The sequence below is a fragment of the Butyricimonas faecalis genome (assembly GCF_003991565.1).
GTDB lineage: Bacteria > Bacteroidota > Bacteroidia > Bacteroidales > Marinifilaceae > Butyricimonas > Butyricimonas faecalis.
Genome location: NZ_CP032819.1, coordinates 3731857 through 3754609 on the forward strand (window position 1 = coordinate 3731857; position 22753 = coordinate 3754609).

General features: G+C 52.5%; 18 protein-coding genes and 1 riboswitch. Of the genes, 14 read left to right on the forward strand and 4 right to left on the reverse strand.

The genetic code is table 11. The features are described 5' to 3' along the window. Positions 1-44: 44 nt before the first annotated feature. The 3 genes from D8S85_RS16160 to D8S85_RS16170 are packed head-to-tail and all read right to left on the reverse strand — an operon-like array spanning position 45 to position 4994. Positions 45-2171, reverse strand: a complete 2127-nt coding sequence (locus tag D8S85_RS16160; RefSeq protein ID WP_004303979.1) for a receptor L domain-containing protein — start codon at positions 2169-2171, stop codon at positions 45-47. Position 2172: 1 nt separating this feature from the next. Next, a complete protein-coding gene (locus D8S85_RS16165) occupies positions 2173-3981 on the reverse strand; it encodes a PKD-like domain-containing protein (RefSeq protein ID WP_004293581.1) in 1809 nt (602 codons plus the stop codon). 53 nt (positions 3982-4034) lie between these two features. Continuing rightward, the gene (locus D8S85_RS16170) at positions 4035-4994 is read right to left on the reverse strand and encodes a DUF4465 domain-containing protein (RefSeq protein ID WP_004293580.1); all 960 of its coding nucleotides are present in this window, start codon (positions 4992-4994) and stop codon (positions 4035-4037) included. A gap of 157 nt (positions 4995-5151) precedes the next feature. After that, positions 5152-5339, reverse strand: a riboswitch (cobalamin riboswitch). 91 nt (positions 5340-5430) lie between these two features. Between D8S85_RS16170 and D8S85_RS16175 the strand changes: the two genes are divergently transcribed. From D8S85_RS16175 to D8S85_RS22000, 10 genes are all read left to right on the forward strand, one after another. Next, the gene (locus tag D8S85_RS16175) at positions 5431-10200 is read left to right on the forward strand and encodes a hypothetical protein (protein ID WP_004293579.1); all 4770 of its coding nucleotides are present in this window, start codon (positions 5431-5433) and stop codon (positions 10198-10200) included. 51 nt (positions 10201-10251) lie between these two features. After that, the gene (locus D8S85_RS16180) at positions 10252-10539 is read left to right on the forward strand and encodes a hypothetical protein (protein WP_004293578.1); all 288 of its coding nucleotides are present in this window, start codon (positions 10252-10254) and stop codon (positions 10537-10539) included. Positions 10540-10544: 5 nt separating this feature from the next. After that, complete coding sequence (locus D8S85_RS16185; RefSeq protein WP_004293577.1) at positions 10545-10868, forward strand: hypothetical protein; 324 nt, start codon at positions 10545-10547, stop codon at positions 10866-10868. Between the two features lie 110 nt (positions 10869-10978). Beyond that, positions 10979-11656, forward strand: coding sequence for a hypothetical protein (locus tag D8S85_RS16190; RefSeq protein WP_004293576.1), 678 nt, complete (start codon positions 10979-10981; stop codon positions 11654-11656). Continuing rightward, positions 11649-12581, forward strand: a complete 933-nt coding sequence (locus D8S85_RS16195; RefSeq protein WP_004293575.1) for a hypothetical protein — start codon at positions 11649-11651, stop codon at positions 12579-12581. Before D8S85_RS16190 ends, D8S85_RS16195 begins: the two co-directional genes overlap by 8 nt. Further along, on the forward strand, positions 12578-13471 hold the full coding sequence (locus D8S85_RS16200) for a hypothetical protein (RefSeq protein WP_004293574.1): 894 nt from the start codon (positions 12578-12580) through the stop codon (positions 13469-13471). Before D8S85_RS16195 ends, D8S85_RS16200 begins: the two co-directional genes overlap by 4 nt. Positions 13472-13562: 91 nt before the next feature. Next, a complete protein-coding gene (locus tag D8S85_RS16205; protein ID WP_240648709.1) occupies positions 13563-14021 on the forward strand; it encodes a hypothetical protein in 459 nt (152 codons plus the stop codon). A gap of 6 nt (positions 14022-14027) precedes the next feature. Beyond that, entirely contained in the window at positions 14028-16610 is a 2583-nt protein-coding gene (locus D8S85_RS16210) for a hypothetical protein (RefSeq protein WP_117974425.1), read from the forward strand. Positions 16611-16612: 2 nt separating this feature from the next. Further along, positions 16613-16825: a hypothetical protein gene (locus D8S85_RS21995; protein WP_191835317.1), complete on the forward strand. Its 213-nt coding sequence runs from the start codon at positions 16613-16615 to the stop codon at positions 16823-16825. A gap of 34 nt (positions 16826-16859) precedes the next feature. Then, positions 16860-17219, forward strand: coding sequence for a hypothetical protein (locus D8S85_RS22000; protein ID WP_224241394.1), 360 nt, complete (start codon positions 16860-16862; stop codon positions 17217-17219). Between the two features lie 108 nt (positions 17220-17327). On the opposite strand, the gene D8S85_RS21575 is transcribed toward D8S85_RS22000, so the two are convergent. Next, positions 17328-17486, reverse strand: coding sequence for a hypothetical protein (locus D8S85_RS21575; protein WP_008672739.1), 159 nt, complete (start codon positions 17484-17486; stop codon positions 17328-17330). Positions 17487-17500: 14 nt separating this feature from the next. On the opposite strand from D8S85_RS21575, the gene D8S85_RS16220 reads away from it, so the two are divergent. The 4 genes from D8S85_RS16220 to D8S85_RS16235 all read left to right on the forward strand — a co-directional run bounded on the left by D8S85_RS16220 (position 17501) and on the right by D8S85_RS16235 (position 22674). Then, on the forward strand, positions 17501-18760 hold the full coding sequence (locus D8S85_RS16220; protein ID WP_004293566.1) for a hypothetical protein: 1260 nt from the start codon (positions 17501-17503) through the stop codon (positions 18758-18760). A gap of 74 nt (positions 18761-18834) precedes the next feature. Then, positions 18835-19902 (forward strand): metallophosphoesterase family protein, encoded by a 1068-nt coding sequence (locus tag D8S85_RS16225; RefSeq protein WP_127075382.1) that lies wholly within the window; start codon positions 18835-18837, stop codon positions 19900-19902. After that, positions 19890-22214: an AAA family ATPase gene (locus D8S85_RS16230; protein WP_117974427.1), complete on the forward strand. Its 2325-nt coding sequence runs from the start codon at positions 19890-19892 to the stop codon at positions 22212-22214. The genes D8S85_RS16225 and D8S85_RS16230 overlap by 13 nt, the downstream gene beginning before the upstream one ends. Then, positions 22189-22674, forward strand: a complete 486-nt coding sequence (locus D8S85_RS16235; RefSeq protein WP_004293563.1) for a crossover junction endodeoxyribonuclease RuvC — start codon at positions 22189-22191, stop codon at positions 22672-22674. The genes D8S85_RS16230 and D8S85_RS16235 overlap by 26 nt, the downstream gene beginning before the upstream one ends. The last annotated feature ends 79 nt before the right edge of the window (positions 22675-22753 follow it).

The window sequence follows — 22753 nt, forward strand, 5'->3', positions numbered from 1 at the left end:
CGGTCTTTCGGCCAGTACCCTGTTCCCTTGTAAAATAATGGGTGTTACTGCTGGGTATAGCGACCGGCTTGCATATCCTCGTAGGTGGGGTTATAACCGCAATTGGTTACAAGCCAGTCTTCTTTCTTGATTTGCTCTTCTTCTACAAAAGATTTGAAGAACGTATAATCAACAAACCGTGTCAACCGGATAAATCGAACTCCTGAGAGTTTTGTTAAAGTTGGCATATTGAAAGTCGTAAGCGATGCTGCATTTGCAGCACAAAGTGTTCCATCAATGGCCTGCAATTTGGGGCATGAAATAGTTTTTACGGCACGAACAGTCATACCAACACCCCCGACATGTTCCAATGACGGAAATGTAAAATCTTTATTTGATGCCATAAAATCTAAAGAACCATATAAAATATTATTAATCACCCCTTCTTTGATATATTGAGGATTGCTTGAACAACCGACTGACTTTAAATTCGTAAAATCATAATCATAGTTAGAAACAGCGTTCAGATTACCGATAATACATAACTGACCTCCGACAATTTCCAATTTCGGGAACGAGATATTGTTTGCCATTGTAGTTTCGATGCTTAAATATCCATCTACACTTACCAAGTTAGGGGCTGAAACGCCTTTTTTTGAACCTCTTATAATTTCCATATTCCCGTAAACTCGTTCAAATTGGAATACAGGATCTGTTGTCATATTGCTAGAATACTTAAAATTCTTAATACTCTTAAAATTCAATTCTGGATCTATTCCAACACTTGAACCGGTAATACCGCTCGGAGCTAGAAACATGCTAACTTGCGACATATCCTCTTTTGTGATAATTTTTGAGAATATAGTCCCGTCTGTAATAGAAATTAAAGGTTCGTTATCCTCAAAAGGTACAAAATTTACTTTGCTCAAATCTAAAATTCGATCAGAACACTCCAATAAACGCAGCAAGGTCAGTCCTCCGAGTTGTTCTAATTTACTCCAATCCGGCAATTTTTTCAAGACTTGGAATTTAGATATTGTCAATGTGCCTTTAACAATCGACAAGTTAGACAGTCCATCTATTTCTTGTAATTTATTATTTCCCGTAGATGTAAAAGCATCGGACGCAATATAACTGGAAACGAGATTAAGGTCGCCGTTTACTACCGATAATTCCGGCAATGAAAGGGTCTCTAACGGAATCGGTATAGAAGCAAAATCCACACTTCCAACTTCTTGTAATTTCGGAAATTCCAAAGAAATCATTTTGCCTAAATTATTAACCCCTAAGCGACCGTTTACTTTTGTCAATTCAGGAATTCTCAAAGATGTGATTTCTCCTCCTGGTTCTCCGTCACTTGTCAGACACTGGAGATCAAAATCCTTTACGACAGTGGTTAATTTAGGGAATTCAAAACTTTGTAGAGATGAAGTCCTGAATATTATATTTCCATCAATCGTTTCAAGGTTGTCGAATTGCACATATGCTACTTGATTGTTGCAGACAACGATGTCGCCAGTAATATGCTGCAAAGATCTCATACTGACCATCTGCAATTTACTGTTGGTCGCAAAGGCAGTTTCAGTTCCTATTTGCAAACCTCCAATTGAAGTGATATTATCAAGTCCCGTAAGATCTTGTCCAACATAACTTTTCCGAATGATGATGTTTCCTTCGACTTCCTTCAATATTTTTAATGCGGCGATATCCGACAATTCTTCTGCATCCTCAGCATCCGACCCGATAATCAAATCACCTTTGATAACCGTTACGTCCGTATCAATGAAAGCCGTAACATCCGCTGTTGTCTTCAATTCCACATCCCCTTCATAGCGAATCTCGTCTTTAATGACTTTATATGTATAATCATTCGCTTCTCCATTGTAAGAGGTTACACGAAACGTTCGTTCCGTATCCCAGTCAGTAATGCTTGCCGGATCGGGAATAATTGTTGCCGAGGATGTGTATTTGAATTCGACTTGAGCATTATTTAACGAAACAGTATATGGAACTGTTATGGTAATTATATTGTCAATTATTTCCGCTGTATAGGATTGACTTGCCACAGTCATCACGACTGATGTGATAAAATTGTCATCGGCATCAGCAGGACTTTCTGGAGTCTGATTATCTTCTGAACATGATAAAAAAAGAAATGGGGCAATGAATAGTAAAAGCCAAAACTGTCTCATATTATTGATTATTAGTTATTGATAAGTCTTCAAATGAAAATACTTCTGTGGATATCTCTCCAAGCCAACCACTTTTCGATAATACTCCACACTGAACTTTGATAAAGTCTATATATTGCAATTTTACTGGAGTCCCGTCATGATATATTGCATTGGCTATTTTGAATCCGTTGCGCTGACCGCTACCATCAATGACATTTCCTCCTACCAGATTATCTGAACCCATATTATCCACATACCCCCACTCATAAGCGTTATTCGCCCAATATCCTGTAACGGGATCTTGATTGTTGCGAGGAGTCAGACGCGTCCCATATAATGTATAGCTATCTTCTTTAATCCAATTGGGATAATAATATTCTTGGCCATGGTATGCATTCATATCGACAGAACCTGAATTACCTTCACTATCTACCCACGGAGTATGTGCTCTGGGTGCAGGTCTATAGTAAGTTACTTCGTAGTCTTGTATTGTACCATCGATGCCGGTTTCAGATCCTTTTAATTCATACCATTCATCGTCTGGCTGGCCATTGCCATTTATATCTTGCATTACCCAAACAATGCCCGGCTCATTTGAGCCACCGCTCGAACTGTTAAAAGCATTTCCTTGTATTGCAAAATCGTATTCTCGGCCACTCGGAGCAATACTATGGTCAAAACCGATGATGATATAACCACCGAAAGATCCCAGTGAAACATGCGCTTTTTTGTTCAATCGTTTCGTTGCATACTCTATGGCTTGTTGGGGCGTCGTTTCATTTCCTATAAATCCGGTATTTTGGGATAACTCATTAATAAACTGTCCGGGAGCAGGAATGAATTCATAAACCTTATCCCAAATACCTGAACTTGTCGCTGTCGCTTGCCGATAGCGTTCTTGTTCCGTTTTTTCTTCACAAATAACCTTAACTGTCGTTGTAATTGAAGTATTACTACGTGTTATGTTACGTGAAAGTGGCTGTGTGTTGGGCATTTTTTCTGTAACAGTAACAGCAACGAAATATTCTCCAGGAGTCGTCGGCGTGAATTTAAAAACCCTGTCGGTAGCGGCTTCCATAATTTTTCCATTGACCTGCCATTGATACTGTGGATAATCGAAATATTCCAGCAAAGGCCGCAAATATACAGGACGCCCTGCAAAAGTATAACGATCCGTAGAAGTTTGTGTATAGGATGGTGTCGGAAACCGTACGGAATAAGGCATTGTTTCCACAACTTCTACGTCGAAATCACGGATTGTTTCTCCGTCTATATTGGATGCCCGGATTGTTATCGAATATGTACCGAGTTCTTTTTCGTGAAACGTATATGCTTTTTCTGTTCCGACGATTTCTCCATCGCGTACCCATTCAATTCTAAAATTTTCAAGATCGTCATGTTGAATATCTGGAGATAAAATATAATCCGTGTTTTGAGGCACTTTTAATCCTTTAGAGGGGATTATGATTGAAATTGTAGGTGGAGTTAACTCCAATACTTCTACTTTTAACTCTTCTTCCGCATAACCCTCTGGTGTATCAACTCGCAATTTGATATATAGATGTTGTTCCTGATTCCATGTATACTTCAATATTGATTCAGATGAAAGAAGTTTTCCATCTACTGTCCATGCATAAAGTGCATTATTCGCATATTTATATGTCGGGGCAATTGTCAGTTCACGCCCAACTTTGATAGTGTAAATGCCAGTCTCACTATCGAGTTCAATTATAGGAGCTTGTTTTATTTCTTCAGTAATTACATCGTTCTTATTACAGCTTGTAATAAAAAACAAAAGTACAAGAATACTAAATATGAAAGCCTTCATAATAAAAAGGGCATAGAACTGAAATCAGTTCTATGCCAAACTATATTAAATTGTTATTCTATTGTAACGTCGTCTATACAAAGATACGCCGGAGTATTGAGTCCATATATAGGATCGACATCAGATCCTTCAAAATTGAATTTTACACTTTGCACATCCGCTACATTAATATCCCAATATGTCCATGTAGTTACGGGGGACACTGTTGGTTTATCATATCGGTAGTCGGCCAACAATTTCGATACAGTGGTGATCAAATTTCCATCTACGTCATAACATTCGATGTTGACTTGGAAATATCCTATATTGTTGCCGTCAGAATCTTTCAGATTACTCAACGGTGTTGCAACACCCGATGTTCCGAACTGATTACCATTTATAATCACACCATAGGTATATGCTGTGTTACAATACCATAAACCCTTGAATTTGCGAGGGGAGTCAAAATAGAATTCAGGTTTGGCCATCCACTCCGTATTTCCGAAATCAGAGTAGCCGTATACAACAGCAAAATTGGAACCGCTGTGACCTGCCCCTGTATTGGCCCCATCTGTGGATGCTGTATTATAGACACTACATTGATTCTCCCAAGTATACCACCAATTAGTTCCAGAAGTCTTGCCGGCAGCAGAATCAGAACGATAATTGTATTTCGACAACGCAATGGCACCACTGGAAAATTCAGTATACGCTCCATAAGAATTGGTTACAGTATTCATGTCGGAGACAAACACAAAATCGGGATCGTATATTTCCCTGATTTGGTTCTCTGCAGTATATCCATAAAGCGTGTAGTAGTTCTCTGCTTTAGGCGAAACCGCCATGAATGTTTCATCGAAGTCATCGAATGTAATGGTTGTAGTGCCATCATCATTAAAGTTGGCTCGGGTTTCGGGAGTTACTGAATCAGTTTGAGGATTCATCAAAAAGTCATCGTCTGAATTACAGCCGGTGAACAGGGCGGTTGCCGTCAACAGGAAAGCTCCCGCCAGAAAGCGTAAATTTCTTTTCATAGCTTACTTGTTTTTTAATAAAACATATTTTTAACAAACACAAAAAATCCCGTTCGCGCAGGTTTACACGAACGGGATTATGTTTGTCTTCAAATATGAGAATGACTCCTACGGCATTCCGTATCTGATCGCAACCCGATTTTCTCCCGCGGGTGTAAATCCTTTTCCGGTCATGGCAGGTCTTCTGACTCGTCCCAGTCGTCGCGCCTTCCCAGCATTACACCAGTGGCAGGTTGCGGCAACCTTGAGGGGACTTACAGCAGCGGGTACTGTCCCGGATTCTCACCGGATTCCCTTTTCATCCGTGGCGGCGAACCGCCCGGAACCATTTCCAATTACAAAAATACAAATATTTTTTATAATAATATCATTTACACGAAAAAAAATCCGCAACCTGCCGGAATCATTCCGCACTATACTTTCAGAAAAAGGTTTCATGGCAAAGATTCTCATCGCCCGGGGACAGGCGACCATCTATGTCCAGAAGGACGGGTATACCATAACCCAGTCTTTGGGTGAATACGTGTTCCCCGCGGATGACACGGGGAAGATTCTCTCGTCCGTCACTCTCACCTCGACCGTACGGGTGATGTGCGGGGACGAGGAACTCACGGCCTTTACCATCGGTGCGGTGGGTAAGCCGGCGGGATTCTCATCCGTTACCGTCAATAACGGCACGAAGACCTTAACCTACGTTATCACCGCCGGTACGACGACCCTCGCCGACCACGGAACAATAGATATTCCCGTGACAATTTCCGGTATTGTCTATCATCTGTCGTTCGTCTGGTCGAAAGCCAAGGCGGGTATCCCGGGCAAGGACGGGGTCGATGCCGACATGCTCGACTGGGTCAAGGAGTGGAATACGGGTAAGACGCTCATCAACGGCAACACGGTCATCACCCCCAAACTCTTTGCGGGCACGAAAAACAGCGACGGCACCGTCTCCGGGATAGCCATAGGCTCGTTTACACTCAATACGAAGACCTCCTCGGGAACGATCGCCGCAGAGGCGGTAAACGGCATCTATGGATTTAGGGATGGCTACAAAACCTTCTATGTAGATAACGGCGGTAACGCCCAGTTGGGTTATGGCGACCAGTATGTCAGGTATAACGCCACGACAGGCAAGGTCGAGTTCGGCAGCGGAGTGAGTCTGAACTGGGTCGGTGCGACCTACATCGACAAGGACGGCGTCTTTACCGGAACACTCTCGGCCGATACGATTAAGACGATTTCCATCAGTGCTTCCCAGATCACATCGGGGATTATCGCTGCGGCACGCATCGACACGGCGGCGTTGAAAGCCTCCTTGATTACCGCCGGAAACATCGAAGCTCTGACCTTGAACGTTACAAAAGGGAAAATCGGCGGCTGGACGGTGGATGCCGACTCCCTTTACCGGGGTACGAAGAACAACACTGTGGGGAGCTGCACCTCTGCCGCAGGTAGCATTACGCTCGGCTCGAACGGTATCCGGGGCTATAAATGGCGGCTGGATGCCTCGGGAGCCGGAGCGGTCGCGGGCGGCAACATCGCGTGGGACGCTTCGGGCAACGTCACGTTCGCCTCGACGGTCAGTGCCTTGTGGACGGCACCTATCGGCTCCCTCACCACGGCTTTGGGCGGCAGCGGCTATCCCAAGCTGACGAAGATCACGGCCGACGGAATCTATACCGGCAGTATCACCGCCTCGCAGATTACCGCAGGAACCATCTCCGCCGACCGCATAGCGGCAGGCAGTATAGCGGCCTCGAAGCTCGATGCCGCCAGCATCAGGTCCTCCATCATCAACACGGACTATATCAACGGCCTGAGCTGTACCTTCACCAAAGGAAAAATCGGCGGCTGGATGATCGGGGCTTCGGCCCTCACTGCCACGCATATCTCGATAGACAGCGGCAACAGACGCATCGCGGTGTACGGGGCCAATTCGGGTGTCGCTAGCGGGCAGCGGGTGCAGCTCTACTACAACAGCGACACGGACTTCGGGCTCTATACCACGGACAGTGCAGGGTACTGCGTGGCACAGCTGGGTTCGAGCAACAGCATAGCCGGCTGGACGATCGACACGACTTCCATTCGCAAGGGCAACGTGTCGCTGGGCAGCGACGGCTCGATCATCAACTCCACGAAATGGAAACTGAACAACGACGGTTCGGGGCAGATCGCCTCGGGCAACATTGCATGGGACACTGCCGGGAACGTTACGTTCGGGGCTTCCGTATCGCTGCAATGGAAGAACGACATCGAAGCGGCCAAGGTTACGAACTTCGGCTATCGATATTACAAGAAACTCATCATCAACGGCGACGAAGCGACCTATTATCCAGTCGTTTTCAAAGGTGGCGACCAGAACATCAAACGTACCATTCTCGTCCGTCGGGGATATGCCGAGCAGGCTCCGGTCTCGTGGAACACATCCACGCACAAAGGAGGTCTGATCGTACTTATCAAAACCAACTTCGGCGGTTGGGGTGGCATTGCCTATTCATGGGATATCTATGACCTTTCCGAGACCTACTGCCGGATGTTCGCCGGGGCGCAGCTGTGCGGCAACTACTGCATGTTCGCCGTCTTCCTGCGTGGCGGCGGCGATACGGGTGCCGTGTACCACCTCTACTCCGACCAGCCGATAGAGAGCAGCAGTTATAGTCCTTCGCCGATTCCGGCAGCTCCGCAAATCGCTTACGGCAACGACCTTATCTTCCAGAGCGGTTCCACACAAGCCTATGCCCCCGCGCCGCGCACCCTCACGGCTGCCGTCGAGGAGGAGATCCGCCGCCATCGGTTCATTGCTCTGGCGCAAAGCACGGACAGCACGCTTGCGGCGCACCCGCTGACCTATATCGGCTCGACAGGGATTTACACGGGCACCCTTACCGCGGCGCAGGTCAACGCCGTGGCGATCGATGCCGGCAGTATCAAGACGGGAACACTTTCGGCAGACCGTATCGCCGCGGGCAGCATCAGCGCCTCGAAACTCGATGCCGTGGGTATCAAGTCGTCCATTATCAATACCGATTACATCAACGGTCTCAGCTGCACGTTCACGAAGGGCAAGATCGGCGGTTTCTCCATCGGCAGTGACAACATGACCATAGGGAACGTCGGAGCTGTGGGTGCCATCCCGTTGCAAATCCGTTCCGCCTCCACGGGCAGCGGTTACTGGTACACGGGAGCCTACAAGCCGCTGGGTATATGCCTTACGTGGTATCAGAGCAGCAATGCAGGGCATATCGTCCTCGGGCAGGTGGCGGCATCCGGCAACAGTGTCAAGACCGGATTCATAGGTCTTCAGATGATGTCATGGGACAATCTGGAATACTTCTGCCTCTCGGTGAACTATACCAAAAGCGGCAGCAAGGAGGTATACAACCGTATCGCGGGGTGGGCCTTCGACCACAACCATATCTGGAAAAACAACATCTCGCTGGGCAGCGACGGATCTATCGCCAACTCCACGAAATGGAGTCTGAACAACGACGGGTCTGGGCACATAGCCTCGGGTAATATCTCATGGAATGCCGCCGGCACGGTTACCTTTGCCGCATCCGTATCCGCCCAGTGGACTACGGGCATCACGACGGCGCAGGAACTCGCTTCGGCCATGGCGTTCGGGAAGATGCTCTACCGCGACCCGACTTTCTGGAACGGAAACAACGGTGTCGTGGTTTACAACAACTCCCAGAACGGTATGGTGACCGTTACCCGGCAGCAGGATGCCACGGCACCCAATGACAGCAAGTATGTCCTGAAAATCCAGACCAGCGGCAGTGCCAGCCCTCGCAACGGAGGCTTCTATTTCGGGGCGAAATGCGGTTACCGCAAGGTGCTCGTCGCCCGCATTATCGCCAAGATCCCCGCCGGCAGAAATCTCTGTTGGGCGACGAACAGCGTCGGCACGGGAGGTTCGCACCGGTGGCTTACGTCGAACGCCGGCACGGGCGACTGGAAAGAATACGTCTACAAGGTCGTGTGCGGCACCGCCGATTTTTCCAGCACCCATTTCTTCTACGTGGACGGCACGCAGGGGACTTCCGATACGCCTGTCATCTGGTATGTGGCCTATGCCACGGTCTTCGACCTTACCTCCACGGAGAAATACACGACCACCATCGATGCCAACGGCATTTACACGGGAACCGTACGCGCCAACCAGATTATCGTGGATTCCGCCCTGACTGTCGGAGGGAGCAGCTATAACGGCAGCATCTCCGTCAAGGATGCGAACAATAGCGTAAAGGTCACGCTGGACAGGAACGGTATCACGGCCGTGAGCGGCAAGATCGGCGGCTGGATTCTCGGAACAAGCGCCCTGACCGCTTCGGCTCCGGCCTCGGGGCACCGCATCGTTATGGGGGCTTCAGGATATATTTACCACGACAACCCTTCCACCGGAGTAAACTATTGGGCGCTGAACACGGACGGTTCCGCCACGTTCGGGTGCGGGAAAATCTCCTTTGCCAATGACGGATCGGGTTATCTGGCCAACCAGAATATCAAATGGGACGCCTCGGGAAATGTCACGATGACGGGCACCATCAACGCCAATGCCGGCACCATCGGGGGATTCGTCATCGGTCAGGGGCGCATCGGCTCGACGGCGACAGGAACCGGCTCAGGCGGCGGCCTTGCCATCTACGACGACCTGTTCCGCGTGGGGGACACCATTTCGTATGTCCTGTTCGGCAGCAACACCATACCGGCATCCGCCGGCGGATCATGTGCCACCGGACGTATTGTGAACAACAAGGTGAACAGCATCTTTAATAACAACTACGGGCTTTATATCGATGTCAAAAACGGTAACCGTAACTACGGAATATGGTCCAATGCCTCTGTTATAGCCCCTGCCTGCATCGGCAACAAGATCAAGAATGTCTATTTCACAGGCAGCGGTTACACGATCGATTTCTCGCAGTTCAACATCTTTTTCGTTTATGCCAACCAGAAGTACAGCGTGACCCTGCCGTCGGCATCGTCCGTGGCCACCATGTTCGGTTACTCGACTCTGCCGTCGGACTTCGCCTGCATATTTACCCTAATTTACAACTACAACTGGGGGAATAGCCTTGTATTCACCAATATCCGTAACCACAACGGGGATCTTGCCAGTTACACGTTAGCCAAGGGAGACTCCATTACGGTATTGTGCGCCAATTACCCCTCGTTCCATTACCAGATATTAAATCACTCTTATTAAAAACTTTTCTGCTGGGAATATCCCTACACTTAATAAAAACAGAAGCGAATTATGAACATCACCAACGTAACGGTAACCAAGGTTGCCGAAGAGAGCACGGAGAATGCCGACTACCAGTTGGAATATTCCATCGTCAATGACGCGCTGACCCGCGTCCACGCCTCCATCCGCAAGAAGGATACGGATGGCTCGGGGAACGCTCCGCAGATAGGTATCATCTACATGGAACAAGGCGTTATTTCATGCAACATTCCTATGGGAGAGCCGCTTGCACCCCTGTTTCATGATTTCGATACCATGATCGACGAAATAAAAAAGAGTAACGTACAAAATGCATAAATAATATGGAACTGTCAGTCAAAGACCGCCTTTACCTGCCGTCCTTTTTGCCGGCACGGGGCAACTTCAAGGACTTCAACCTCAAAAAAGAGATTCTGCGCAAGATCGCCATTCCGGACGAGGAGCGCAAAGCCATCGGTCTTCACGAGAATGCCGAGGACAAGCGCATCGAATGGGATGTGGAGAAGGAGAAACCGCTTGCCGTGGAGTTCTCGGGGGACGAGATGGAGTATCTCCGGAAAGCCTGCGAACGCATCTCGGACGAGGAGCTTCCGGACGATATGTGGGCTACCGTGTCGCGCATCTACGATTTCATTCAGGAGAAGTAAACCATCCTTTCTTTCTGCCGCTACTCTTTTGAAAAGAGTGCCCGGTCGTACTCTGATGTATGGTCGGGCTTTTTGTTGAAGTATCGTTCATGGCAAGACAGGACATAACAATGGACGCCGAATACGGTGAGGTGGAGACTTCCGGCAATATCGCCGGCAAGAGTTTCTACGACTTCCGCCTGCTCGATGCCGTCGCGGGTGCGGACAACGACACCTTCCGCTACGGAGAGATTACCGTCCCCGTCGGCTTCGTGTACACGTATAACGACGGCAAAGGGTTCCATGTCAGGATTCCCTATACGCCCGACATGCGCCGCCTGACGGTCCGTCTGGTTATGGAAAGCGGTTCGGGCGGCACGGAGTACCTGAGAAATCCTGCGACGGGCAAACATTGGTTTCCCGTCGTGGCGGAGACGGAAGCCGGCACGGCCGATATCGCCCTGGCCGCATTTTTCTCCCTCAATGAGAAGGGAGTCTACAACCTGCTGTCACGGGACGGTTACCTTGCCGTGTACAGCGGCTCAGAGACCGACTTCGAAATAGGAGCCGCCAAAGCCCAGAACGAGACGTTTCTGCTGAAAGCTTCAGCCGGAAATCTCTACCAACATTCTACGACAGGTGTCGGCCTCGTCGACTACCTGCATTCGAGTCTGGAAAACAACGGTCTTGCCGCCAAACTGCAGTCGGAATTCCTGTCGGACAAGGTCGTCATCAAGAATGCCTATATGGATTCTGCCACGGGAGAGCTGCTTTTAGAAACCGAGGAAAAGGAGGAGAACGATGGGTAAGTACAGGGTCGTAGCCGGACAGAATATCTACGATGTGGCCCTGTACCTGTACGGCAGCATCGAGGGAGTCGTGGATTTGCTCATCAACAACCCCGATCTCTCCTTCGCCACGACATTGACTGCCGGCCGGGAACTTGTCTACACGGACGATTTCGTTATCCGCGCCGATGTAGTCGCCTATAACGGGTTGCACGGCATCGTCCCCGCTAACGGTGAACGGCATGTCTATCCCAAAACGTTCACCTTGCCGCTTGCTGTCGTCCTCACGCTCGCTGCCGGGATCATCACCGTGCAGTGTGCCGTTTCCGGTGCGGGACAGCTGGAAATCGACTGGGGCGACAACAGCGACACCGAGACCGTCCTCCTCGCGGACACGCCGCAGCTGCTCACCCATACCTTCGACAACAAAGTCAGGGACAGGCGTCGTATCCGTTGGTTTACCGATGCCTGCTTCCGGAGTATCGACTGGAGCGGGCTCAAACCGCGGTCGTTGGTACTGGTGCAGACACTGCCGGTGGAGGAGCTGACGCTCACGCACGCCACACTCTCCTTGGAGAGCCTGCGGCTGCTTTCCGGAACCTACAGCCTGAACCTGTCGAATTGCGCGTTGGCCGATCTTGCACCGCTTGCCGAATGCCGGGAACTGATGACACTCGACCTCTCCGCCGCCCGACTGAAACCGACAGTCATAGATCATTACCTGACAACCCTTGTGGAACATTACGGCGACCGACGGAATTGCACGGTCATTTTACCTACAGCCCCGACGGGAACCTATCGGGAGCCGGACCGGGATACCGAAACGGGGCGCTACCGTATCGCCTCGGGCATGGAAGCCGTATGGGTCATCCTGCACGAGGAGGCCTGGAATGAGGGTGGCGCGTGGAAATTCATTATCGACGATATAACCTATACAGTGGAATGAGCCGGACGATTAAGGAGATATACAATGAAGCCGTGCAGGAACGCAACCGGCGGCTGGAACTGACGGAGTTCGCCAGCGACTCGAAGCTGTCTGTCATGAACGGTATCCTATGGACCGTAGCCGCTGTCATCTACAGTTTCGAGACGCTGCTTGATGTCTTCGCGGTGGATATCTCGGAAGCCATCAACAACCGGATCAACGGCACGCCGGACTACTACGCCAATGCGCTGCTGCAATACCAGCAGGGCGACGAGCTGACCGTCCGCGAGGACGGACTGGCTTTCGGGTATGCCCAGGTCGATGAGACCAAACGCATCATTACGCAGGTCTCCTATGTGGAGAGCACGGACGACAGCAACCTCGACAGCAAGCTGGTACTGAAAATCGCTACCGGCACGAAAGGACATCTGGAAGCTATTCCCGCCGAGGAGCTGGTGCCCATCAATGCCTATATCGGCAAGCTGAAATTCGCCGGCACACGCATCGAGGTCATCTCGACCAAAGGCGACGTGCTGGTGCCGCGTCTTACGGTCTTCTACGATGGTGCCGTTCCCGAGGCGGAGATGTACGACAGCATCGAGACCCGTATCCGGGACTACATTATGGGCATCGACTTCGACGCTGCGGTCTATGTCTCCCGCCTGACGGATGCCATACGCCGTGCCGAACACGTTACAGACGTCTATATCGACGAGACGGCAATCCCCGAGCAGGGCGTGTTTATTGCTTGCCACGATACGGACGGGCAAATCCAGCCCCTGCAACGTGTCGGCCGCATGACATACACCGCCTCGGGCTACCTGAAAGAGTCCTCGCGCAAGGACGAGGAGTCGGAACTGCCGACCTTCCGGGAAGCCATCACGCTCAAAGTCGAAAACCATGAGATATAAGCTGCCCATAGACCGTTCGGTGAACCGGCTCGTGCCGCACTACCTGTCGGGACGGCGGTTCATCCTCTTCGTGCAGAGCTGCCTCTATCCCTTGCAAAGCCTGAACGAACGGTTCCGTACGTTTGCACGGGAACGGCATATCGAGGCGCGCATGACCTCGCAGGTCATCTACTTCGAGTGGTATTTGAACTACAAATTCGGAAAGTACCTCAAAGACGACAGAGACCGTATCTTCATCCGGGAGAGCGAAAGCATCGGCGTGGATCTTTACCACGAGTATGCCCAGTACCAGCGGCCCTGTACCGTATGGTATAACGGTGAGGAGATCACGGCCACGGACGAGGCGGAACTTCCGCGTCCGTTTTACCGGCTCGCCGAAGAGAAACCAATCAACAAGGTCAGTTTCATGGTCTGCGTGCCGCCGGTCGCGATACCCGCGAGGGAGTTCGTCTACATGCTGTCGTACGTGGTGAACCGTTATAAGATTGCAGGCAAGACCTATCTGATAAAAATCGATAGTGAAGAATATGAACCCAATCACAATGCATAGAATAAGATGAAAGAATATGTAGCCGAAACCGGCGGACGTTATACCTATTCGGACGACATCCTGAACTTGCAGGAGCTTACCCTGAGCCTGAGTGCCATCTTCGACGGCTGCTCGGACTTCATCATCTCCGGATGCGAGATCGAGGGTCCCCGCGTCTCCCCGGGTTATGTCTGGCTCGGCGGAAAGGTACGCCGTTTCGACGGCTGCGCCGATGCTGTCTATCCCTATTATATATACGAAATCAACCGGCATGAATCGGTGGTCTACGCCAATGAGGTCAACAAGCGCGGGCGTACCTGTTATCTCTGTGCCGGAGCCAAGGCTGTCCCGGATACGGTCGATCCGGTTACTGACAAACTGCCGGCGGCCATCGAGGTGACGGAGAGCTATGCACCCCGGTTCATCGACAAGTTCTTCGGCCGCTATGCTGTCCTGCTCGATACACCTTTTGCCCGGCAGACCGTCAAGAAGGATCTGGTGCTGGCCGGAACGTTCACCGGGCAGAAAGAAATCAGCTCCAAGACCGCCGTCTCCGTCAGCGGCGGGAACGGCTACATGCTCAAAGGCATCGTCAAGGCGGACGGCCATGCCGCCATCGGTGCCTACCTGCACGGTCTGCTTGTCAACGAGATTGTCATCCGGACGGACGGCACGTTCAGTTTCATGAAACAAGGCAAGGAACTGGCCAGGGTTACGGAAGACGGCATATCCTGCGGTACTTCGCTGAATGAAAACGCCCGGATCGGGGCTGTCCGCATCAAGGGATACGACATCTATAACACCTCGGATGTGACGGATGAGGGTTGTATCCGTATCAATTACCACGGCACGGAGGGCGGCGGAACAAAATACCGTGACTTTGCCGTGCATGACGGAAAAGCCTGCACCACACCTGTTTTGAAAGTCATCGGGCGTACCGCCACCCTGCAGGTCGGCGGACTGCTCTCCCTGCAAAGCACCGGACGGGGTATCGATATTCAGAATACCGCCTATACGAAAGACAATGCCAGGCTGACAAACCTGATTACCTGGCGCGACAGTGCCGCCGCGCTGCTCGCTACCGTCGGCTTCGACACCGCTGACAGTTTCCGTTTTGCGCTGAGGAACGCTCTGGGCGACATCGTGCTTGCCCCTTTGGGAGCGGTGGATGTGCTCGGTACGCTTAAAATCAACGGAAAATCCGTGTCCGACACCTATGTGACCGTCAGGGCCTTTACGGAGGCGATGGGAAAGAAAGTGGATGTGGTAGAAGGCAAACAGCTCTCTACCGAAGACTTCACGACCGAATACAGGAAGAAACTGGCGGCTATCACTACCGGAGAACTGACGGAGGGCGACGAAGGTTATGTCACATCGGGAACCGTCGCGGCGGCTTTGAAAATGAAACTCTCCGCCGACGGGAACCTTTCCGATGTCATGGACAAGGCTGCCGCCCGGAAGAATATCGATGTCTATTCCAAAGCGGAAGCCGGGGAGGTATTTCTGGAAATCTCCGAAGGATTGAAGGAGCTGGTGCGCCTGACGGCGGACGAGATCAGCGGGCTGACGGCAGAGGAAGCCGCCGAACTGAAAGCAAAGCGGCAGGCGGCCGTCAGGGATACCCTCGATGCCGAAAAGAAAGGTACCGGGGAGCTGAAACTGGCCAAGACCTCGAACCTGTCCGACCTTCCGGACAAGGGCAAGGCACGCAAGAACCTCGAAGTCTATTCCACGGCCGAGATAGACCGGATGATGGACGGCAAGCTCGGGACTGACTCCGCTTACGAGGGCATTGTCTTCACACCCGAACTCAGGGACAAACTGCTGGAAATCAAGACCGGTTCGTTCGCCTACATAGATGAAGGCGGCATTTCGCACGCACAGGTCGAGGGATACGTGATGACCTCGCAGGTTGTCAGGGAACTCAAGAAAAAGGCGGAACGGCTGATGGGCGGCTACAACGCTTCCGAAAAGGATACCATCGCCACCAACCTGAACCTGTATACCAAGGCCGGGGCGGACGCCCGCTTCGCCGCGCTTGAAAACCTGTTCCAGGATTACATCGACTTTTTGACCGGGCAAGGAAAATCCCCCATGGAAGCCCGGCAGCTCCTGCGGAACAAGTTGGACGTGCTGTCCAAAGACGAAATCGTCAAGGACTACCTGCGCAAGGACGGCAAACTTTCCGACCTGTCCTTGCCGACAGCGGAGGCGAAACGGCAGGCCTGCCGCGCTATCGGAGCCGCCTATGCGGAAGAATACCAGCCCCTGCTGGCGGATACGGGATGGATGCACATGGAGAACAGCGGCTCGGGAACAGATACCCAGGGGCTGTTTATCCGCCAGATCGGGAATATCGTGTCCATACAGGGGTATATCAATACCGCACGCAGGGACGGCAGCAACTGGGGCGGCATCGTTGCCGTCATCCCGAACAAGATACAGCCCCCGAGATACAGCGTGCGCTGCAGCGCCGCTGACTGGAACGATGACCACAAGTACAACCGGGGCTCCTCGTTCACCATCTACGGCGGTTCGCGCAGGATACAGCTTTACGAGCGCGGTATGTACAATGTCAATGTAGAACTCAACTTCACCTATTTTGTATAGTCATGAAACATAAACTCAATGTAAACGGCGATATTGAAAGCCGCCGGAGGATTGCGGAGCGCAGGAACGTTCCCGTCCGTGAAACCGTACAGCAAACCATTCAACCGCAACATCATGAAACAGAAGAAAATCAGGCGGCAGCCGCAGAAGAAACCGTCTCCCCGGCAGCAGAAGCCCCGAAAGCGAGAAGACGGAAGACCGCAGGGGACGCTTAAGCGCTTTCCTTTCGACGAGACACGGATAGGCTTCATGCTCCGGTATGAGATGCCGGTAGTCTATCATCTGCTCCGCAGGTTATGCGCCACGCAGCAGCCCTTCGAGCCGGACTGGCAGGTCATACGGTCGGTGGCGGAGGCATCGAAAGACCCTTCCTGCGGCAAGGCGAAGTTCCGCCGCTACCTGGACGAGTACCGCCGGGACGGGGTCTATTGCCGGCGCGGGAAACGGCTCACGCCGGAGCGCAAAGCCTACTATGAAGGCATATGCCGCCGCAAGAGAGAAGAGTATATCCGCCGGAACCGCAGGAGGCTGCTTGCCGAAGCGCGGAACGCGCCGGGCGGCGACAGACTGCTCGGGGAGATTAAAAGCATTCTTAAAATGAAACGGTAATGCGCTGAAGGACAATGCCGGTGAGAAACATTCATGTACATGTATGGCTGTTCCGGGTAATTTGCCTAATTTTGTATTCCACGGTCGCTGCAAGACCTTTCCATATTGTCAAATGAGTATCCTCTTTCGGGATACGGTCAGCGAGACATCCTCTCCCAATTTTATCAGTTGAACGCGGACGGTGCAACCGAACCCGTCCGTCCTGTTACCAGTTTCTTTGCGATGCGGGTATACCGTGTCGCATTCTTCGGGCATTTTTAAATCCATAAAACAAAGCGTTTATGCAAGAAGAAGAAAAGAACAACGGCATGGAAGGCATGTCTGTCGAGGAAATGTTCCTCGGCGTTCAGGAATCTTATCAGGAGGCACAGTTGCGTGCCCAGGAGGAGAACAGGGCGTTCGCCCGTACGGAGTTCTTCCGCATGGACAAGTTCGGGACTTACCGTCTCCGTATCCTGCCCATCGCTCCCAATCCGGACGGCTCGCCGACACGTCCGGGCTATGAGTATCCCGTCCACCAGCTGCTTCTGGAGCTGGAGAAACCCGCTACGGGGAACAAGCCCCAGAAGATGTATGTCACTGTCACCCGCGCTACCGATGCCGGATATAGCGTTGATCCCATCGAGACTTACCGCCGCATGGCCGTCGAAGCCGCAAAAGAGGACGGGGACGACAAACTGGCGGAAAAGATTGCCGGGGGCTCGTTCGGAGGCGGTCTGAAATACAGTTACGGCCACTGTCTCTATGTATTCGACCTGGGTGAACGAGCCAAAGGCGTGCAGATGATGACCCTTTCCCATGCCCAGTTCAAGGATCTGGATGAGAGGAAGTTCAAGCTGTGGAGCAAGAAACTGGCCAAGAATCCGTCTTACCCGTGCCCGATTTCCTCGGTGTATGACGCCTATCCGGTGGAGATTGAAAAGCGCAAGAACGGAGCCAAGACCGAGTATGTCATTTCCATTGACAACGAATCGGAACCGGTACCGTTGACCAAGGAGGAGCTGACCGCCCTGATGGGTGCGCCGCGTATCCCGGAAATCATCTACCGCTACACCCGTTATCATCTGGGAGCCACCGTCGAGTTCCTCAAACAGTGCGACGGTATCTACGGCATGTCGCTCATGGAGACGGATGAAATGAAGACGGTCATCGACACGCTGGACGGTGAACTGCCCAAGGAGGATATATCCGCGTTCTCGTTCGACCGCCGTACGAAAGATAACAGAGAAAACGGGCGTGAAGGTGGAGGCATCTCGCTGGACGACCTTTTCGAACGTTATGACGAGCTTCAGCGGCAGGAACTCGGTGAGAAGACCGAGGAAGGCCAGGAGCTGCGTGCGATGATCCGCGGCTACATCGAGCAGGAAGGGCTCTCCGTGCGTGTTACACGCTCCACGAGCAACCGGGAACTACTCGACCTGATCGAAAGCGAGATGGAGGGTCCGAAGCCCAGTGACGAACCGGAGGATGTCCCCGGGGAGGAAGAAGAGCAGCCGGAGGAAACGGAAGAGCGTGCCGGGCGTCCCCGCCACCGCAGATAAGCCTTTCACAAGTTCTTGAATTCTAATCCGACGGGAGGCATCCGGGCCTCCCGTCCTAATCACAATCACTTAGTATGAAAGAGAACAAACCCTGCCTTTTGTTATTGAATGACATCCACATCTCGAAAGACGACATCCCTGCATTCCAGGCCAACTGGCAGGAGGCCATGGGAATTTGCAGGGAACGGGATATCCGGGAAGTGGTTGTCGGAGGAGACCTGTTCTTTTCCCGTGCCGCCCAGACACTCGATGTCCTGCTGGCCGTCAGGGATATGCTTGTATCCGCCGCGGACCATGACATTCATGTCACGCTGGCGGAAGGGAACCACGACAAGGTGAACCAGGAATCCCTGCGCGGATATTGTCATGTCTTCGACCGGCATCCGAATGTGACTGTCGTGGATGAGTACCTGACCCTGTGCCGCCCGGAATGGAAGTTCGCGCTCCATGTAATGAGCTATTTTCCGGAAGACGGCTCTTTTGCCGAAAGGCTCGGACGATTGGCTGCGGAAGCGCTTTCTGGAGAACCGGAGCACTTCCTCTACATCCATGAGGGTATCAACGGGGCATTGGCACAGCCTTCGGAAAAGGAACTGCCTGCCAGGATATTCTCTCCTTTCGACAAGGTCTTTGTCGGCCATTACCACAACCGTACCGTCATTCCGGGGACGGGAATCGAATATATCGGTTCCTCGCGCCAGCATAACTTCGGGGAGGACGAGGAGAAAGGATACACGGTGCTGTATACGGACGGCACGTACGAGTTTGTCAAGAACCGCGTGAACATGCGGTACCGTGTCATGGATATGCCGGCGGAACGTGCCGGGTTGCACCTGATGGACGAGCTGCGTGAAATGGAGGCCGATGGTCGCTACAAGGTCAAGGTGCGTGTCCATGCACCTGCCGCCGCGATGAAATCGGTGGACAAAGCCGCCTTGCTGGAAGCCGGAGCGGCGAAGGTAGAACTGGTTGCCGATGACGAGCAGCTGCCGGAGGCGGTATCCTCTTCGCTCTTCGAGAAATTCGACAGCCGCCGCATCCGGGAAACCTACGAGGACTTCTGCCGGGAGAAACAGATCGAGGATGTGTCGATGGGATTGGAGTATTTATCTAGAATAGAAAACAGATCATGTGGAAATTAAAGACGATAGAAGCCGAAAATCTCTGCGCCTTCCGTTCGCTGTCCTACATGCTGCGGCAAGGCGTGACGACATTGATTTTCGGCGATAACCGGGACAATGAGTCCCAGCAGTCGAACGGGGCCGGCAAGTCTGCCCTGTTGGAATGCATTGCCGTGGGTATCACGGGCAGCCCGCTTAGAAAGATACGCTCGGAGGAGATTATCAACGATGCAGCGGAAGAATGCCGTATCGCTTTGCGTTTCATCAACGATTCCGCCGCCGAGGAACTGCTCGTCAACCGCCGTATCCCGCGCAAGGGGGCTTCCTCTGTCAGCTGTACGCTTTACCGTGGCGGCAAGCAGGTGGTAACCGATGAAGCGGTACAGCCTTCGGTGGATGCCTATAACCGGTATATTCTTGACAAACTGGGTATCACACGCGACGAGCTGCTCAACAATTTCATCCTTTCCAAATACCGGTATGAGGATTTCCTCTCGTCATCGGACAAGGAGAAGAAAGAGGTCATCAACCGCTTTTCCAACGGTATTCTGGTGGATGAAGCCATCGCCAAAGTGGAGGAAGACATCGTGCCGCTCTCTGAAAAGAAACGGCAGGTGGAACTGGAACTGGCCGGGTTGGACGGGCGTATCGGGATGTTACAGGAGCAGATACGCAAGGAGGAGGAAGCCGGAGCCGAGCGGGGGCGTACCCGTGTGGAACGTATCATGGGACTGGAAACGGCCATAGCGGCCAAGAGGGAGCAGATCCGTACCGGGCACGAGAACGTGGACAGGCTTGAGGAACAGCTTGCCGGAGTGCAGCGGGCGGACGAGGCTTTGCAGGAACTGGAAGCCGGAGATACCGCATTGGAAGCATGTCTGGAAAAGATAGCGGAAATGATGTCCCTCTTTCCCGATGCCCGGCAGACGGACTGGGACAAGGTCATTGCCGAAAAGAAAGGACGGTTACAGACCGCCACAGAGCGGCTGAAGGATTGCGATGCCATCTTGAAGCAGGCGGAACAGGAACTGAAAAACAGGACTGACGGCTGGGAACAGTTCAAGAAGGAGTATGCCGCATTCTGTGAGGCATACAGGGATCAGTCCGATACGACTGCGGAGAGACTGCGGGAAATCGACATCCGTCTGCGCGACCTGTCCGGCAGCATCGAGGAACTGCGTCATAAACGGCGTATCGTTTCTGCCGGTATTGACGGCCTCTCGAACAAACTGGCCGGCTCCATCACCTGTCCTTTCTGCGGGCATGAGTTTCTGGTGGCAGAACCACAGTTCGACATCGAGGCCGGCATGAAGGAACTGAAGCTCCGTCAACGGCAGCTCACGGAAATCAACGGCCGTATCGATGAGAAGCAGGAGGAGACGGATGCCGTGGAGTTGCAGCAGAACCGGCTGAACCATGAGCGCCGGATATTGGAAGGCAGACGCACCGGATGGGAGGAGCAGCTGGCCGGGCACGAACGGGCCATCAGGAATGCCACCCGCCACGTGGAAGAGGTGGAAAGCGGGCATAAACGCATCGCTTCCGAAATTACCGCCCTGCAAAGTGAAATCGAAGGTGTCCGCCGCAAGGTATTCGACGAGGTGTTCGGATTCATAGACGAGCGCAATGCCGCACTGAACCGCGGCATACGGGTAGGCAAGGAAGATATACAGGCTGCGGCCTGCGCCATCGACACTTTGCAGGCCACGATCCGGGAGCTGGATGAGGCGGCTTCACCCGACCTCATACAATCGCTCAAGGACACTCTCCGTGAAACGCGCGGGAAGTCCAGCGAGGCGGCAGGGCGCAAGACGGCCGTCGATGCCCGGGTCCGTGCCCTGGAGATACAGCGGGAACGGTTCGTGCAGTTCAAGACCTATCTGGCCAACACGAAAATCGAGGCGCTCAGCCGTATCACCAACGAGTTCCTGCAAGACATCGGCAGCGACATCCGTATCCGCTTCGACGGGTATACCGTCCTCAAGAGTGGTAAGGTAAGGGAGAAAATCTCCATCTCACTGCTGCGCGACGGCATGGACTGCGGCTCGTTCGGCAAGTTTTCGGCAGGCGAAGCCGCCCGTGTGAATTTGGCGACCATCCTTGCCATGCAGAAACTCGTGAACAGCAACTGCGACGGGGACAAGGGACTGGATCTGCTCGTGCTGGACGAGATACTCGAGGCGGTCGATGAAGCGGGGCTGGCCTCCATGTTCGAGGCGCTGAACTCGCTCGGCGGTACCGTGCTGGTAGTCTCGCACGGGAATGTGGCTGAAGGGTATCCGCATAAACTGGTAATCGTGAAAGAGAATGGCGAATCGAGACTCGGAGAATAGCGTACTGACCCGGGAGCAGGTACTGGCGCTGGACATCGCCACGCATACCGGATACTTCTCCCTGCATGAGGCCGGGACATGGAACTTCACCGAAAGCAAACGGCGCAACGGCAACAAGATGCACGGCGCTTTCAGGACTACGCTGCTCTCGCTGCTCCGTCGTTACGGCATCCGCCGCGTCGTGGCCGAGGATGTGAGCGTGAACCGCCATTTCTACGACATGCGGCGGCTCTCGGAACTCAGGGGTATCCTGCTCGAAGTGTGCGATGAACTGGATATCCCGGAACCGGAGTTCGTCAACCCGGCTGTCCTCAAGAAATGGGCGACGGGAGACGGACACGCCACCAAGACGCAGATGGTCGCGGCCTGCAAGGACAGATACGGTATTGTCCCGGTGGATGACAATGCGGCGGATGCCTGCCACCTCTTCTACTATTACATCCGCAGGCACAGGCTGTGACAAGCCGACAACGGTTTGGATTTTTTCCGGGCGGCGGTAATGCTGCCGCCCGTTTTTTCAATTGACGCTCACGGTAGCT